We start from the raw sequence: 14,752 nt of genomic DNA, 5'->3' as shown, positions 1-14,752 counted from the left end.
CGCAGGAACCGCAGGTCTCCAACGGCCGAGCTTGCGAAAGGTGGCGAGCCGGCTCGAAAAAACCTGTGAGTCCGTCGTCCTGGCCGGATGGAACCGCGGCTCAGGCGGCCGCGCGCGTCCGATCGGCCGGCCTGCGCACGGGGCGCCTCATTCCGTGACGTTGCCCGAGAGGACGTTGCCGGTGGCGTTGTCGCCGTTGTCGGCGCTGCTGCCGAAGGGATAGCCGGAATCCTCGGCGCAGTAGAGGCGCCAGCCCTCGCGCGAGCCGACCTTGATCGGGTCCGGCCGCCAGAAGCCGGTGTAGCGGAAGCGGTTGTCGGCGATGAGGTTGTCGGAGGGCGTCTGGTGGCGGATCGTGCCGCCCTCGCCGCAGTTCCGGTAGAGGTTGATGCCGCGCTCGCCCCTGAGCGCGAAGCGGTTGCCGACGATGCGGTTGCCGGCCGAGCCGTCGACGGCGACGACCTCGCGGGCGGTGTCGATGTCGAAGCTGTTGTCCTCGATGGTGTTTCGCGCGCTCTCGGCGTCGAGATAGACGGCGACCGAGCGGGAGGCGCCGGTGATCTGCGAGTGGCGCAGGCTCAAGGCCGTCACGCCGGGCGCCACGTAGAGCGGGATGCCGCCAAGCCCGGTCAGCGTCGAATCGAGGATCGTGATGCGCGTCGGCGCCGCCGCCTGCGCCCGCTCCGTGTGCCCGAGCGCCCGCGAGGAGGCGCGCAGCGCCGGCCCCTGCCCGTTGAGCCCCATGCCCCAGACCCGCATGTGGCCGAGGATGGTGCAGTGCTTGAGGCTGACGTCGGTCGGCCGCTCCCAGCGCACCGGCGCGTCCGGCCCGGCCTCCCGCCGCTTCGAGCGGATCTCGACCACGAACTCGCCGAAGGCCGGCAGCATGGTCGGGCGGCCGATGGTGGCGCCGTTGCAGTCGATCTCGACGCCGGAGCCGGCGTTGCCCTCGATGAGGAGCCGGCGCGTGACCTTGTCCTCGGGGGAGAGGCGCAGGCTGCAGGTCAGCGGGAAGGGCGCCTCGCCGGGCGTCGCCGGTGCCAGGATCGCGGCGCGGGTCGCCCCGTCGCAGGCCGGCGCCCGGGGAGCGGACTCGCTCGCGCGCGCCGCCGCCGGGCCCGAGAGCATCGCGGCGACCGCCGCCGCGAAGACCGTCCGTGTCCCCCTCAACCGCTGAGCTCCTCCGCCCCCGCGCCTTGTCTAGAATCGATTCAATACCGGGGCCAGATGGCGTCCCCGCCGTGCTGGCGCGGGCGGGGAGCGGCTGCTAGAAGCGCTCCCCATGAACGCGCCTTGCGGCCGCCACGGCCTCCGCCCCGCCCGAATTACCCGCCCGGCCTCCGCCTGAGAGCCGGCCTTGCGCGCGGGCTCCGCGGGGGCCGGGACGAGCGCTCCCCCGCCGCGCGGCGGTGAGGGCGCCCTCCACACGAGAGCCCGCCCCGGCGACCGCCGGAGAGACGAAGCGCGAACCCGCCCGAGACCATGAGCGACCAGACCCAGCCCGCCGCCCCTGCGCGCGACTACGCGCAGACCCTGTTCCTGCCCCGCACCGACTTTCCCATGCGCGCCGGTCTCCCGACCCGCGAGCCGCTGCTCCTGCAGCGCTGGGCGGAGATCGACCTCTACGGCCGCATCCGCGCCGCCGCGAAGGGCCGGCCCAAGTTCGTGCTCCACGACGGGCCGCCCTACGCCAACGGCAACATCCACATCGGCACGGCGCTGAACAAGATCCTCAAGGACGTGGTAGTGCGCTCGCAGGGCGCGCTCGGCCGCGACGCCAACTACGTGCCGGGCTGGGACTGCCACGGCCTGCCGATCGAGTGGAAGATCGAGGAGCAGTACCGCGCCAAGGGCCGCAGCAAGGACGCGGTGCCCGTCATCGAGTTCCGCGGCGAGTGCCGCGCCTTCGCGGCGCAGTGGCTCGACGTGCAGCGCGAGGAGTTCAAGCGCCTCGGCGTCACCGGCGACTGGGCCCACCCCTACGCGACCATGACCTTCCGGGCGGAAGCCGCCATCGCCCGCGAGTTGCTGAAGTTCGCGTCGAGCGGCCAGCTCTACCGCGGCTCGAAGCCGGTGATGTGGTCGGTCGTCGAGAAGACGGCGCTGGCGGAAGCCGAGGTCGAGTACGAGGAGCACGTCAGCGACACGGTGTTCGTGGCGTTCCCGATCCGGGCCGGCGCGCCTGCCGGCCTGGAAGGCGCGCGCGTCGTCATCTGGACGACGACGCCCTGGACGCTGCCCGGCAACCGGGCGGTGGCCTACTCGAAGCGGGTCGCCTATGGGCTCTACCGCGTCACCGCGGCGCCCGAGGACAACTGGGCCAAGACCGGCGACACCTATCTCCTCGCCGACGCGCTGGCGGCCGGCGTGTTCTCGGCGGCACGCGTCGAGGGCTACGAGCGCGTCGCCGACGTGGCTCCCGAGGCGCTCGCCGGCCTCACCCTCGCGCATCCGCTCGCGGATCTCGGCTACGGCTTCGACGTGCCGCTGCTCGACGGCGAGCACGTCACCGAGGAGGCCGGCACCGGCTTCGTGCACACGGCGCCGGGCCACGGCCGCGAGGATTTCGAGGTCTGGACGGGCAACGCCCGTGCCCTCCAGCTCCGGGGCATCGATACGGCGATCCCCTACACGGTCGACGCCGACGGTGCCCTGACGCGGGACGCGCCCGGTTTCACGGGAAAACTCGTCCTTAACCACAAGGGCGAGAAGGGCGACGCCAACAAGGCGGTCATCGCCGCCCTCACCGAGGCCGGGGCGCTCGTAGCCCGCGGCGTGCTGCGCCACCAGTACCCGCATTCCTGGCGCTCGAAGAAGCCGGTGATCTTCCGCAACACGCCGCAGTGGTTCATCGCCATGGACAGGCCGGTGGAGGGGCTCGGCAACGCCACGCTCCGCGAGGTCGCGCTGCGCTCCATCGAGGAGACGCGCTGGGTGCCGCCCCAGGGAAAGAACCGCATCACCGGCATGGTCTCGGGCCGGCCCGACTGGGTAGTCTCCCGCCAGCGCGCCTGGGGCGTGCCGATCACGGTCTTCGTGGAGCGCGAGACCGGCCAAGTGCTGCGCGACCCGAAGGTCGATGCCCGCATCGTCGCCGCCTTCGAGGCGGAGGGAGCGGATGCCTGGTTCACGGAGGCCGACGGCGCCCGCTTCCTCGCGCCCGACCACGACCCCGCCCGCTACGAGAAGGTGACCGACGTCCTCGACGTCTGGTTCGATTCCGGCTCCACCCACGCCTTCGTGCTGGACGACCCGGAAGCGTTCCCCGGCCTCTCCGGCGTGACGCGCCGGCGCGATGGCGGCGCGGACACGGTGATGTATCTCGAGGGCTCCGACCAGCACCGGGGCTGGTTCCAGTCCTCGCTGCTCGAATCCTCCGGCACCCGGGGCCGGGCCCCCTACGACATCGTGCTCACCCACGGCTTCGTCCTCGACCCCAAGGGGCTGAAGATGTCGAAGTCGCGGGGCAACGTCGTCGCGCCGCAGAGCGTCATCAAGGACGCGGGCGCCGACATCCTGCGCCTGTGGGTCGCCGCATCGGACTACACCGACGATCTGAGGATCGGGCCGGAGATCGTCAAAACCTTCGCGGAGACCTACCGGAAGCTGCGCAACTCGCTCCGCTGGATGCTCGGGTCCCTGGCCCACCGCGTCCAAGGGGATGACATCGAGTCCGAAAAAATGCCGGAGCTGGAGCGGCTGATCCTGCACCGGCTCGCCGAGCTCGACGGCGAGATCCGCGAGGCCTACGCGGGCTTCGACACCAAGCGGGTCGTGGCGCTCCTCAACGGCTTCATGACCGGCGATCTTTCGGCCTTCTACTTCGACGTGCGCAAGGACGCGCTCTACTGCGATCCGATCTCGTCGGTGACGCGCCGCGCCGCGCTCCAGGTCATCGACGAGACCTTCCGACGGGTCACGGTCTGGCTGGCGCCGGTGCTCGCCTTCACCGCCGAGGAGGCCTGGCTCGACCGTTACCCGTCCGAGCACGGCTCGGTGCATCTCCACACCCTGCCGGAGACGCCGGCCGCGTGGCGGGACGAGGCGCTCGCCGCCCGCTGGCAGAAGATCCGCCGGGTGCGCCGCGTCGTGACGGGTGCGCTCGAGATCGAGCGGGCGGCCAAGCGCATCGGCGCGAGCCTGGAGGCGGCGCCGGTCGTCCACGTCTCCGACCCGGAGCTGAGGGCCGCCCTCGACGGGATCGACCTCGCCGAGATCTGCATCACCTCCGACATCCGGGTGGAGGCGGGCGAGGGGCCGGCGGACGCCTTCCGCCTCGACGAGGTCAAGGGCGTCGCCGTGGTGCCGGTGCTCGCGGAAGGGCGCAAATGCGCCCGCTCCTGGCGGGTCTCGCCGGAGGTCGGGTCCGACCCCGACTACCCGGACGTGACGCCCCGCGACGCGCAGGCGCTGCGGGAGTGGGACGCGGCGCATCCTGAGCGGGGCGCGGTCCGAGCGTGACGGGTCCGGCGCGCCTCGGCCTCGCCGCGCTCGCGGCGACCTTCCTGATCGACCAGGGCTCGAAGCTCTGGCTCTACTTAGGCACCGACCTCGTGCTGAGCCAGCCCTGGCGGCTCGCCCCGTTCCTCGACTTCGTGGTCGTCTGGAACCGGGGCGTGTCCTACGGGCTGTTCCAGCAGGAGGGCGGCTTCGGCCGCTGGCTGCTGGTGGCGATCTCGATCGGGGCGGCGGCCGGGCTGATCTACTGGCTGATGCGCGCCACCGCGCCGCTGCTCGCGGTCTCCCTCGGGCTGATCGCCGGAGGGGCGCTCGGCAACGTCGTCGACCGCATCGCCTACGGGGCGGTGTTCGACTTCGTGCACCTGCATGCCGGCGCCTTCTCCTGGTACGTCTTCAACGTCGCCGACGCGGCGATCGTGGCCGGCGTCGTCGGGCTGATCCTCGACGCGCTGTGGCCGCGGGCGCGGACCGGAACCGAAGCGCCGCGGGCGTGATGTTTCGGCCACAGACGGCCTTTTCCACCGGGCTACGGCTGCCTATCCCGAATGCAACGCGGCCAAGGCGCCTTACGATCGCCCGAAACCGGGCTCAGGCCGGGCCCATCGGACGGGTCCGGCGCCAGAGCGGCCGGCGGACGCCTGAGGCGGCGTCCGGCATCCGGGCCGCAACACCGTCCAGTGGGGTCGCATGACCGGGCAAAGCCGCATCCTCGCCACCGCCGTCCTCGCCGGGGCCCTCCTCGGCACGGGGGCCGCGCAGGCCCAGCAGAAGGAGGGCGAGCTGATGCGCGACACCCTCAGCACGCTCGGCCTGATCGAGCGCGACCGCCCGGCCATCAACTACCGCGAGCGCGCGCCCCTGGTGATGCCGCCCAAGCTCGACGGCAAGGCCCTGCCGCCGCCCCGCTCCGCCAACGCCTCCCCCGAGTGGCCCCGCGAGCCCGAGATCGTCGCCCGCCAGAAGGCGGAGCAGGAGGCCCGCGTCCCCAAGGGCAACCAGCCCCAGGGCCGCTACAACGACAACAACGTCACGCTCAGCATCGACGAGATGCGCTCCGGCCGCCGCGAGGGCGCCAACCTCACCACCGAGGTCGAGCGCAAGCCCGGCGACAATCACCGCGACTCCTTCTGGGTGAACCCTCTGGAGCTGCTGAAGGGCGTCGGCGAGACCAAGACCGAGCCGGTGCTCGCCGAGCCTTCCCGCGAGATGCTCACCGAGCCGCCCACCGGCTACCGCAAGGCGCCGAAGCCCGTGGCCCGCAACACCAGCGACCCGATCAACAACCCGAGCCGCGAGCGCGACGAGGCCGATCCCGGCCGCTACATCCGCTCGCGCTGAGACGACGATCCCGCCGGCACCGGCCGGCATCCGGGCGACGCCGAGCCCGGAACTTGCCTGTCGCGATCGAGGCCGCGGGCCGTGCGTCTCGATCCGGACTGGCCATAACGGCGCCCCCGCCCCCGCGGCGGCGCGGAAGGACACAGGAATGCACCTCTTCAGGAAGGCCGAGCCCGCCCTGTTCCATGCCCATCCCGGTGCCGGGCGCGGCGACGCCGCCGCCTTCGGCCGCTCCGAGGCCGGCGGGCCCGAGGTCTCTGCCTTCACACTCGACAACGGCCTCGACGTGGTGGTGGTGCCGGACCTGCGCGCGCCCGTCGTCACCCACATGATCTGGTACCGCAACGGCTCTGCCGATGATCCGCTCGGCCAGTCGGGCATCGCGCATTTCCTCGAGCACCTGATGTTCAAGGGCACCGAGGCGCACCCGGTCGGCGAGTTCTCGAAGGCGGTCTCCGGTCTCGGCGGCCAGGAGAACGCCTTCACGAGCTACGATTACACCGCCTACTTCCAGCGGGTCGCCCGCGACCATCTCGGCACGATGATGGCGTTCGAGGCCGACCGCATGACCGGCCTCGTCCTCGACGACGCCGTGGTGGCGCCCGAGCGCGACGTGGTGCTGGAGGAGCGCCGGATGCGGGTCGAGACCGACCCCTCCGCGCAGCTCTCCGAGGCCATGGCCGCCTCGCTCTTCGTCCATCACCCCTACGGCATCCCGATCATCGGCTGGATGCACGAGATCGAGGGGCTGAACCGGGGCCACGCCCTCGACTACTACAAGCGCTTCTACACGCCCGAGAACGCGACCCTCGTCGTCGCCGGCGACGTGACGCCCGACGGCGTGCGGCGCCTGGCCGAAGAGACCTACGGCCGCGTCACGCCCCAGGGCGCCCGGCCGGTGCGGGTGCGCCCCCGCGAGCCCGATCCCCGGGCCATGCGCCGCGTCGCGGTGGCCGATCCGAAGGTCGAGCAGCCGACGCTCCAGCGCCTCTACCTGACGCCCTCCTGCATCACCGCCCGCGACGGCGGCTGCCACGCCCTCGAGGTGCTGGCGGAGCTGCTCGGCGGGGGCGCCACCTCCTACCTCTACCGCAAGCTGGTGCTGGAGCAGGGCATCGCCGTGAACGCGGGCGCCTGGTACATGGGCTCGGCGATCGACGATACCCGCTTCTCGGTCTACGCGGTGCCGGCCGAGGGCGTCTCCCTGGAGGCGCTGGAGGAGGCCCTCGACGCGGTGCTGCGCCGGGCCGCCGCCGAGGCGCTGGGCGCGGAGGCGATCGAGCGGGCCAAGACCCGGCTCGTGGCCGAGACCGTCTACGCCTCCGACAGCCAGACCTCGCTCGCCCGCATCTTCGGCTCGGCGCTCTCGATCGGCGAGAGCATCGAGGAGGTCCGCCGCTGGCCCTCCGACATCGAGGCCGTCACCCGCGAGCATCTCGCGGCGGCCGCCGAGCGCTACCTGACGCCGGCCCGCTCGGTGACCGGCTACCTCATCAAGTCGCGCGAGTCCGAGGGCACGGCCGCCGCCTGAGCGGCCCCCTCCCGCCGCCTCGCGCGCAACAGACACGGATCAGCATCATGGACCTCGCCGAGACCGCCACCCGCACCGAAGCCTCCCCCGCGCAGGCCCTGCCGGTCGCCGCCGCCGCTGGCATCGAGGCCTGGCACGTCGCCTCCCCGGTGGTGCCGATGGTGGCGCTGGCCTTCACCTTCGAGGGCGGCGCCGCCCAGGACCCGGAGGGCAAGGCCGGCTGCGCCCAGATGCTCGCCCGCCTCCTCGACGAGGGCGCCGGCGACCTCGATTCCGACGCCTTCCAGGAGCGGCTCGCGGCGCGCGCCATCGAGCTGTCCTTCCACGCCGGCCCCGACGCCGTCGGCGGCTCGCTCAAGACCCTCGTCAAGCACGCCGACGAGGCCGTCGAGCTGCTGGCGCTGGCGCTCGCCAAGCCCCGCTTCGACGCCTCCGCCATCGAGCGGGTGCGCGCCCAGGTGGTCGCGGGCCTGCGCTACCAGCAGAACGATCCCGGCGTGATGGCCTCGCGGCGCTTCTTCCGGGAGGCCTTCTCCGGCCACCCCTACGGCCGGCCCTCGTCCGGCACCGTCGAGAGCGTCTCGGCGATCACCCGCGACGATCTCGTGGCCATGCACGCCCGCATCGTCGGGCGCGGCGCGGTGAAGGTGGCCGCGGTCGGCGCCATCGAGGCCGAGGCGCTGGCCGCCGCCCTCGACCGCGCCTTCGGAGCGCTGCCCGAGGCCGGGACGCTGACGCCGGTGCCCCGCGTCGAGGTTGGCGCCATCGGCCGGCGGGAGGTCGTCGATCTCGACGTGCCGCAATCGGTGATCCGCTTCGGCATGGCTGGCATCCCCTGGCGGGACCCGGACTTTATCCCGGCCTACGTCCTCAACCACGTCCTCGGCGGCGGCTCCTTCACCTCGCGCCTGTTCCAGGAGGTGCGCGAGAAGCGCGGCCTCGCCTACTCGGTCGGCACCTCGCTTGTCAGCCACCGCTCGGCGGCGATGATCTGGGGCTACACGGCCACCAAGAACGAGCGCGTCGGCGAGGCCATGGCGGTGATCGCCGAGGAAGTGAACCGCCTCGTCGCCGACGGCCCCTCCGACGAGGAGCTCCAGAAGGCCAAGGACTACCTGACCGGCTCCTACGCGCTCGGCTTCGACACCTCGACCAAGATCGCCCACCAGCTCGTGCAGATCGCCTTCGAGGGGCTCGGCATGGACTACATCACCCGCCGCAACGCCATGGTGAGCGCGGTGACGCAGGCCGATATCCGGCGCGCCGCGGAGCGCACCCTGGGCGACGGGCGGATGCTCGCGGTCGCGGCCGGCCGTCCGACCGGCTTCTGAGGGCGGCATGGCGATCACCAGCCCGAGCGGCCTGCACCATCTCACCGCGGTGACGGCCCGGGCCGCCGAGAACGTGGCCTTCTACACGGGCACGCTGGGGCTGCGCCTCGTCAAGAAGACCGTCAACCAGGACGACGTCTCCGCCTACCACCTGTTCTACGCCGACGGGATCGCCTCGCCCGGCACCGACGTCACCTTCTTCGACTGGCGGGCGCCGCCGGAGCGCCGGGGTACCAACAGCATCGTGCGGACCAGCCTTCGCGTCGCGGGGGAGGGCACGCTCGACTGGTGGCGCGAGCGCCTCGCCTCGCTCGGTGTCGCGCACGCCGAGCCGGAGATGCGCGACGGCCGCCCGACCCTCGACTTCGAGGATGGCGAGGGCCAGCGCCTCAGCCTCGTGGACGATGGCGGCGCCGGCCCGGCCCATCCCTGGACGGGAAGCCCGGTGCCGGCCGAGCGCCAGATCCGCGGCCTCGGTCCCGTCCGCCTCGCCGTGGCCGAGCCCGAGCGCACGGCGGCCGTGCTCGTCGAGGTGCTCGGCATGGCGCCGGTCCGGCGCTTCGAGACCGAGGCCGGCCCGGTCGAGGTCTTTTCCATGGGCGAGGGCGGGGCGGGCGCCGAGCTTCAGCTTCTCGCCGACCGCTCGGCCCCCTCCCGGCAGGGGGCGGGCGCCGTCCATCACGTCGCCTTCTCCGTGCCGGACGCCGACTACGGAGCCTGGGCCGAGCGCCTGCGCGCCCTGCGGATGCCGTCGAGCGGCCCCATCGACCGCTTCTACTTCCGCAGCCTCTACTTCCGCGAGCCGAACGGCATCCTGTTCGAGATCGCCACCGAGGGGCCGGGCTTCACCGCCGACGAGCCCCTGGCGGAACTGGGCAACCGCCTCGCCCTGCCGCCCTTCCTGGAGCCGCGCCGGGCGGAGATCGAGGCGGGGCTGGCCCCCATCGCGATGGTGCGGCGCGAGAAGCATCCTTAGATCGAGAATACTTCCAGACTACGACCCATCACCGCGAAGCGAATCTGCCATGACGGGCCCGTGACTTGACGGGCCTGCCGCAGATGCGAGAAGACGCGGCGCGACTTGAGACCGGATTCGAGGATTCAGCCGTCGATGAGCAAGTTCAACGAGGAGCGTGTGGTCGCCGTCCACCACTGGACGGACACGCTGTTCTCCTTCCGCACGACGCGGGATCCCTCGTTCCGCTTCCGCAACGGCGAGTTCACCATGATCGGCCTCGAGGTCGAGGGGCGTCCGCTGCTGCGGGCCTACTCCGTGGTCTCGGCCAACTACGAGGAGGAGCTGGAGTTCTTCTCGATCAAGGTCCAGAACGGCCCGCTGACGAGCAAGCTCCAGCACCTCAAGGTCGGCGACCCGATCATCGTCGGCAAGAAGCCCACCGGCACGCTGGTACTCGACAACCTGCTGCCCGGCCGGCACCTCTACCTGCTCGGCACCGGCACCGGGCTCGCTCCCTTCCTGTCGATCATCAAGGATCCGGAGACCTACGACCGCTTCGAGAAGGTCGTGCTCGTCCACGGCTGCCGTCAGGTGCAGGAATTGGCCTACGGCGAGACCATCACCGAGACCCTGCCCAAGCACGAGCTCCTCGGCGAGATGATCTCGCAGCAGCTCGTCTACTACCCGACCGTGACCCGCGAGCCCTTCCGCAACCGCGGGCGGATCACCGACCTGATGACCTCGGGCAAGCTCTTCGAGGATATCGGCCTGCCGCCGATGTCGATCGAGGCCGACCGCTTCATGCTCTGCGGCTCGCCTGAGATGATCAAGGACACCCGTCAGCTCCTCACGGACGGCGGCTACGTCGAGGGCAACCACGGCGAGGCCGGCCACTACGTCATCGAGAAGGCCTTCGTCGAGAAGTAGGGCCAGGCGATGGGACTTGCCGTGCCCGGCCTGTTCGTCGCGGGTGCGGGCACCGAGATCGGCAAGACCTACGTCACCGCCGGCCTGGTCCGCGCTCTGCGGGCGAGGGAGCGCCTGGTGCGGCCGCTCAAGCCCGTGGCGAGCGGCGTGCCGCTCCTCTCCGATCCGGATTTCGCGCAGAGCGACACGTCCCGGCTGCTCGCCGCCGCCGGGACGCCCCTCACGCAAGAGAGCGTCGAGGCCTGCTCGCCCTGGCGCTTCCTCGCCCCCCTCGGCCCCGACCTCGCCGCGGCGCGCGAGGGCCGCAGCCTCGACCTCGCCGAGCTCGTCGGCTGGTGCCGCGACAAGCTCGAAGCCGCGCCGCCCGACTGCCATGTCCTCGTCGAGGGCGTCGGCGGCCTGATGAGCCCGCTGACGCGGGAAGCGACCGGCCTCGACTGGGCCGAGGCCCTCGGCCTGCCGATCCTCCTCGTCACCGGCACCTATCTCGGCGCCATCAGCCACGCGCTCACCGCTGCGGAGGTCTTGCGCCTGCGCGGCCTGCCGTTCGCCGCCATCGCGGTGAGCGAGAGCGAGGCGGCGCCGGTGCCGCCGGAGACCGTCGCCGAGGCGCTGGCGCGGAGGGTTGCCGCTCCCGTCGCGGTCGTTCGCCGGCAAGGGGAGTGCCCCGAAACGCTGCTGGCCGCCGCCTTCCCGAACACGTTCCCGTGAGACCGTGGCGGCGCCCGCCTTCGAGGGCGTCGCGGCGGGGAAGGGCGGCTTTCCCGACGCGTCGGCCCGCCTAGCTTTTCCCTGCCGGAGCGTTCGCGCCCCGCGCGGGGGAGCGCCATCGTGAGTCAGGCCGTAAACGTCGCGAGGGCGCCCGAAGCCGGGGCGGCGGACGCCGGGGGCACCGCGCACGGACCCATGGCCCTCAAGCCGGCGCTTCTCCTCGGGGCGCTCGGCGTCGTCTACGGCGACATCGGCACGAGCCCGCTCTACGCCTTCAAGGAGGCTGTGAAGGCGGCGAGCGGCGGGGCCGCCACCGCCGACCCCCTCGCCGTGACGGGCGCCGTCTCGCTGATCCTCTGGGCGCTGATCCTGATCGTCTCGCTCAAGTACGCGGTGCTGATCCTGCGGGCCGACAACCGCGGCGAGGGCGGCATCGTCGCGATGCTGGCGCTCCTCGGCGCCCGCCACGCGCGGCCGCGCAGCCCCCAGGCGCTGCTCCTCGTCGTCGGCCTCCTCGGCGCCGCGCTCCTCTACGGGGACGGCGCCATCACCCCGGCGATCTCGGTGCTCTCGGCCGTGGAGGGGCTGAAGGTCGACGCGCCCGCGCTTTCGCCCTTCGTGGTGCCGATCACCGTCGTCATCCTGATGGGCCTGTTCATGGTGCAGAGCCGGGGTGTGGCCTTCATCGGCCGCATCTTCGGCCCCGTGATGCTGCTGTGGTTCGGCGTGCTCGCCTTGCTCGGCATCGGCGGCATCCTTCACGAGCCGAAGATCCTCGCCGCCCTCAATCCCCTGCGGGCAGTGGATTTCCTGACCCATGCCGGCTGGCACGTCAGCTTCGCGATGCTGGGCGCCGCCTTCCTCGCTGTGACGGGCGGCGAGGCGATGTACGCCGATCTCGGCCATTTCGGCGCCCGCGCCATCCGCGTCGCCTGGTTCGCCCTGGTGCTGCCGGCCCTGGTGCTGAACTATTTCGGGCAGGGCGCGCTGCTGCTCGCCGAGCCCGACGCCATCGAGAACCCGTTCTACCGCCTCGCGCCGGACTGGGCGCACTACCCGTTGATCGGGCTCGCCACGCTCGCCACCGTCATCGCCTCGCAGGCGATCATCTCCGGCGTCTTCTCCCTGACGCAACAGGCGATCCAGCTCGGCTTCCTGCCGATCATGCGCATCGTGCAGACGGCGAGCGACCAGCGCGGGCAGATCTACGTGCCGGCGGTGAACTGGCTGCTCGCCGCGGCGACGCTCTCCGCCGTCCTGATCTTCGGCTCCTCGGACGCGCTGGCCGGCGCCTACGGCATCGCCGTGTCGCTCCTGATGGCGATCACCACTCTGCTCGCCGCGCTCATCGCCCGCAAATGGGGCTACGGGCTCGTGCCCGTGCTCCTCGTCAACGGCTTCTTCCTCGTCATCGACCTCGTCTTCCTGGCGGCCAACAGCGTGAAGCTCGTCGAGGGCGGCTGGTTTCCGCTGGTGCTCGCCGGGCTCGTCGCCACGATGATGCTGACCTGGCGCAAGGGCAACCTGCTCATCGAGGAGGCCCGGGTGGCCTTGCGCGAGCCGGAGGAGGCCTTCCTCGCCCGCCTCCATCGCGGCGACATCGTGCGCCTGCCCGGCGCCGGCGCCTTCCTCTCGGCGGCGACGCAGGGCATCCCGATCCACCTCTCGCGCTTCGTCGAGCGCAGCCACGCACTCTGCGAGCGGGTCCTGATCGTCACCGCCCTCTACGAGGAGACGCCGACGGTGCCGGTGGACAAGCGCGCCGAGGTCACGCGCATCGCCCCGGACTTCTACCGGGTGACCCTGCGCTACGGCTTCATGCAGGACGCCTCGATCCCCGAGGGTCTCTCCTGCGCCGTCGGCGCCGGGCTGCTGCCGGAGGCGTTCACGCGGGACCTCACCGTCTTCGTCGGCCACGAGACCGTGCTGCCGAAGGCCGACGGCCGCGGCATGTCGAGCTGGCGCGAGGGCCTCTTCGCCTTCATGCAGCGCAACGGCGAGCGCACCGGGGCCTTCTTCTGCGTGCCGACCCGGCAGGTGATCGAGGTCGGCACCGAGATCGAGATCTAGGGTTCGTCGGATCGCCGGTCCCGAAGGAGAAGCGGACTTCCCTTTCCCGGACAGGTTTCGGCACCTCTCCCGCTGCGGCGGATGAGCCGGCGCAGGAACGCCGGCGCTTCCATGCCGTTGGTCGACGCTTTCAGGACGGGAGTGGCGGCGATGGCCCCGCAGGTTGCGTGTCCGGTCGATGAATCCTCCGACGGCCTCGCCGTCGATCCCCGCGAGGCCGCAGCGGACGCGGGCCTGCGCTACGTGGACGACCGCATGCCCGGCCTCACCCGGCGCAAGAGCGGCACCGGCTTCCGCTACCTCGACGCCAAGGGCGCTCCGGTGCGCGACCGCGAGGTCCTAGCCCGCATCCGCTCGCTCGCCATCCCGCCGGCCTACACGGACGTGTGGATCTGCCCGCGCCGGAACGGCCACATCCAGGCGACGGGCCGGGACGCGCGGGGGCGCAAGCAGTACCGCTACCACCCGGATTTCCGCGAGGCACGGGACTCGGCGAAGTTCGGACACGTCATGGCCTTCGCCGAGGCGCTGCCCGGCATCCGCGCACGGGTCGACGCCGACATGGGCCGGCGCGGCCTGCCCCGGGAGAAGGTGCTCGCCACCGTCGTGCACCTTCTCGAGACGACCCTGATCCGCGTGGGCAACGACGACTACGCCCGTACCAACCGCAGCTACGGACTTACCACGCTGCGCGACCCGCACGTGACGGTCGAGGGTGCGCAGATGCGCTTCCGCTTCAAGGGCAAGAGCGGCAAGGAGTGGAACCTCTCGGTCAAGGACCGGCGGGTGGCGCGCATCGTCAAGGCCTGCCAGGACCTGCCGGGCCAGGAGCTGTTCCAGTACCTCGACGAGGAGGGGACGCGCCGCGACGTGACCTCGAGCGACGTCAACGCCTACCTGCGCGAGATCACCGGCAAGGACTTCACTGCCAAGGATTTCCGGACCTGGGCCGGCACGGTGCTTGCCGCCATGGCGCTGAAGGCCTTCGAGGCGTTCGACACCCAGACCGTCGCCAAGAAGAACGTCCGCGCGGCGATCGAGAGCGTCGCCTCGCGGCTCGGCAACACGCCGACCATCTGCCGCAAGTGCTACGTCCACCCGCAGGTGCTCGACCTGTACCTGAAGGGCGGCCTGATCCTCCAGGTGAAGGAGGCGGTGGAGACGGAGCTGCGCTCCGATCTCGGCACGCTGCGCCCGGAGGAGGCGGCGGTGCTGGCGCTGCTGCGCGAGCGCCTCGACGGGGCCGAGGCGACGAGCGACGAGACGGCGCCCCGCAAGGCCGCCCCGCGCCGGAAGACGGCCGGCAAGGCGAAGAAGGGCGGTCGAGGCACGAGCAAGGCCGCCCCGGCGCGCGGGATCGCGGCGGCGTCGCGTCGTCGGGACGCGGAGGCGGCGGCCGTCTGAGGGGCCGCCGCCGAGCGGGCG

General features: G+C 72.0%; 11 protein-coding genes. 10 read left to right on the top strand and 1 reads right to left on the bottom strand.

Annotation, left to right across the window (positions count from 1 at the left end; genetic code table 11):
• Positions 1-147 precede the first annotated feature (147 nt).
• A complete protein-coding gene (locus MFF04_RS02380; RefSeq protein WP_238273892.1) occupies positions 148-1,170 on the bottom strand; it encodes a right-handed parallel beta-helix repeat-containing protein in 1,023 nt (340 codons plus the stop codon).
• Positions 1,171-1,482: 312 nt separating this feature from the next.
• On the opposite strand from MFF04_RS02380, the gene ileS reads away from it, so the two are divergent.
• The 10 genes from ileS (at position 1,483) to MFF04_RS02330 (ending at position 14,731) form a co-directional block, all read left to right on the top strand.
• A complete protein-coding gene (gene ileS, locus MFF04_RS02375; RefSeq protein WP_238273891.1) occupies positions 1,483-4,461 on the top strand; it encodes an isoleucine--tRNA ligase in 2,979 nt (992 codons plus the stop codon).
• On the top strand, positions 4,458-4,955 hold the full coding sequence (gene lspA, locus MFF04_RS02370) for a signal peptidase II (protein ID WP_238273890.1): 498 nt from the start codon (positions 4,458-4,460) through the stop codon (positions 4,953-4,955). The genes ileS and lspA overlap by 4 nt, the downstream gene beginning before the upstream one ends.
• Before the next feature lie 193 nt (positions 4,956-5,148).
• Positions 5,149-5,799, top strand: coding sequence for a hypothetical protein (locus MFF04_RS02365; RefSeq protein ID WP_238273889.1), 651 nt, complete (start codon positions 5,149-5,151; stop codon positions 5,797-5,799).
• A 148-nt stretch (positions 5,800-5,947) separates the two neighbouring features.
• On the top strand, positions 5,948-7,330 hold the full coding sequence (locus MFF04_RS02360; RefSeq protein WP_238273888.1) for a M16 family metallopeptidase: 1,383 nt from the start codon (positions 5,948-5,950) through the stop codon (positions 7,328-7,330).
• A gap of 47 nt (positions 7,331-7,377) precedes the next feature.
• On the top strand, positions 7,378-8,661 hold the full coding sequence (locus MFF04_RS02355; RefSeq protein ID WP_238273887.1) for a M16 family metallopeptidase: 1,284 nt from the start codon (positions 7,378-7,380) through the stop codon (positions 8,659-8,661).
• Positions 8,662-8,668: 7 nt separating this feature from the next.
• Positions 8,669-9,637, top strand: a complete 969-nt coding sequence (locus MFF04_RS02350; protein WP_238273886.1) for a ring-cleaving dioxygenase — start codon at positions 8,669-8,671, stop codon at positions 9,635-9,637.
• Positions 9,638-9,772: 135 nt separating this feature from the next.
• Complete coding sequence (locus MFF04_RS02345; protein WP_238273885.1) at positions 9,773-10,546, top strand: ferredoxin--NADP reductase; 774 nt, start codon at positions 9,773-9,775, stop codon at positions 10,544-10,546.
• Positions 10,547-10,555: 9 nt separating this feature from the next.
• Positions 10,556-11,257, top strand: coding sequence for a dethiobiotin synthase (gene bioD / locus MFF04_RS02340; RefSeq protein ID WP_238273884.1), 702 nt, complete (start codon positions 10,556-10,558; stop codon positions 11,255-11,257).
• A 195-nt stretch (positions 11,258-11,452) separates the two neighbouring features.
• Positions 11,453-13,327, top strand: coding sequence for a potassium transporter Kup (locus MFF04_RS02335; RefSeq protein ID WP_238273922.1), 1,875 nt, complete (start codon positions 11,453-11,455; stop codon positions 13,325-13,327).
• Between the two features lie 150 nt (positions 13,328-13,477).
• Positions 13,478-14,731, top strand: coding sequence for a DNA topoisomerase IB (locus MFF04_RS02330; protein ID WP_238273883.1), 1,254 nt, complete (start codon positions 13,478-13,480; stop codon positions 14,729-14,731).
• The last annotated feature ends 21 nt before the right edge of the window (positions 14,732-14,752 follow it).

This window comes from Methylobacterium jeotgali, assembly GCF_022179345.1.
GTDB lineage: Bacteria > Pseudomonadota > Alphaproteobacteria > Rhizobiales > Beijerinckiaceae > Methylobacterium > Methylobacterium jeotgali.
This window is presented reverse-complemented; position numbering and strand designations above follow the sequence as displayed.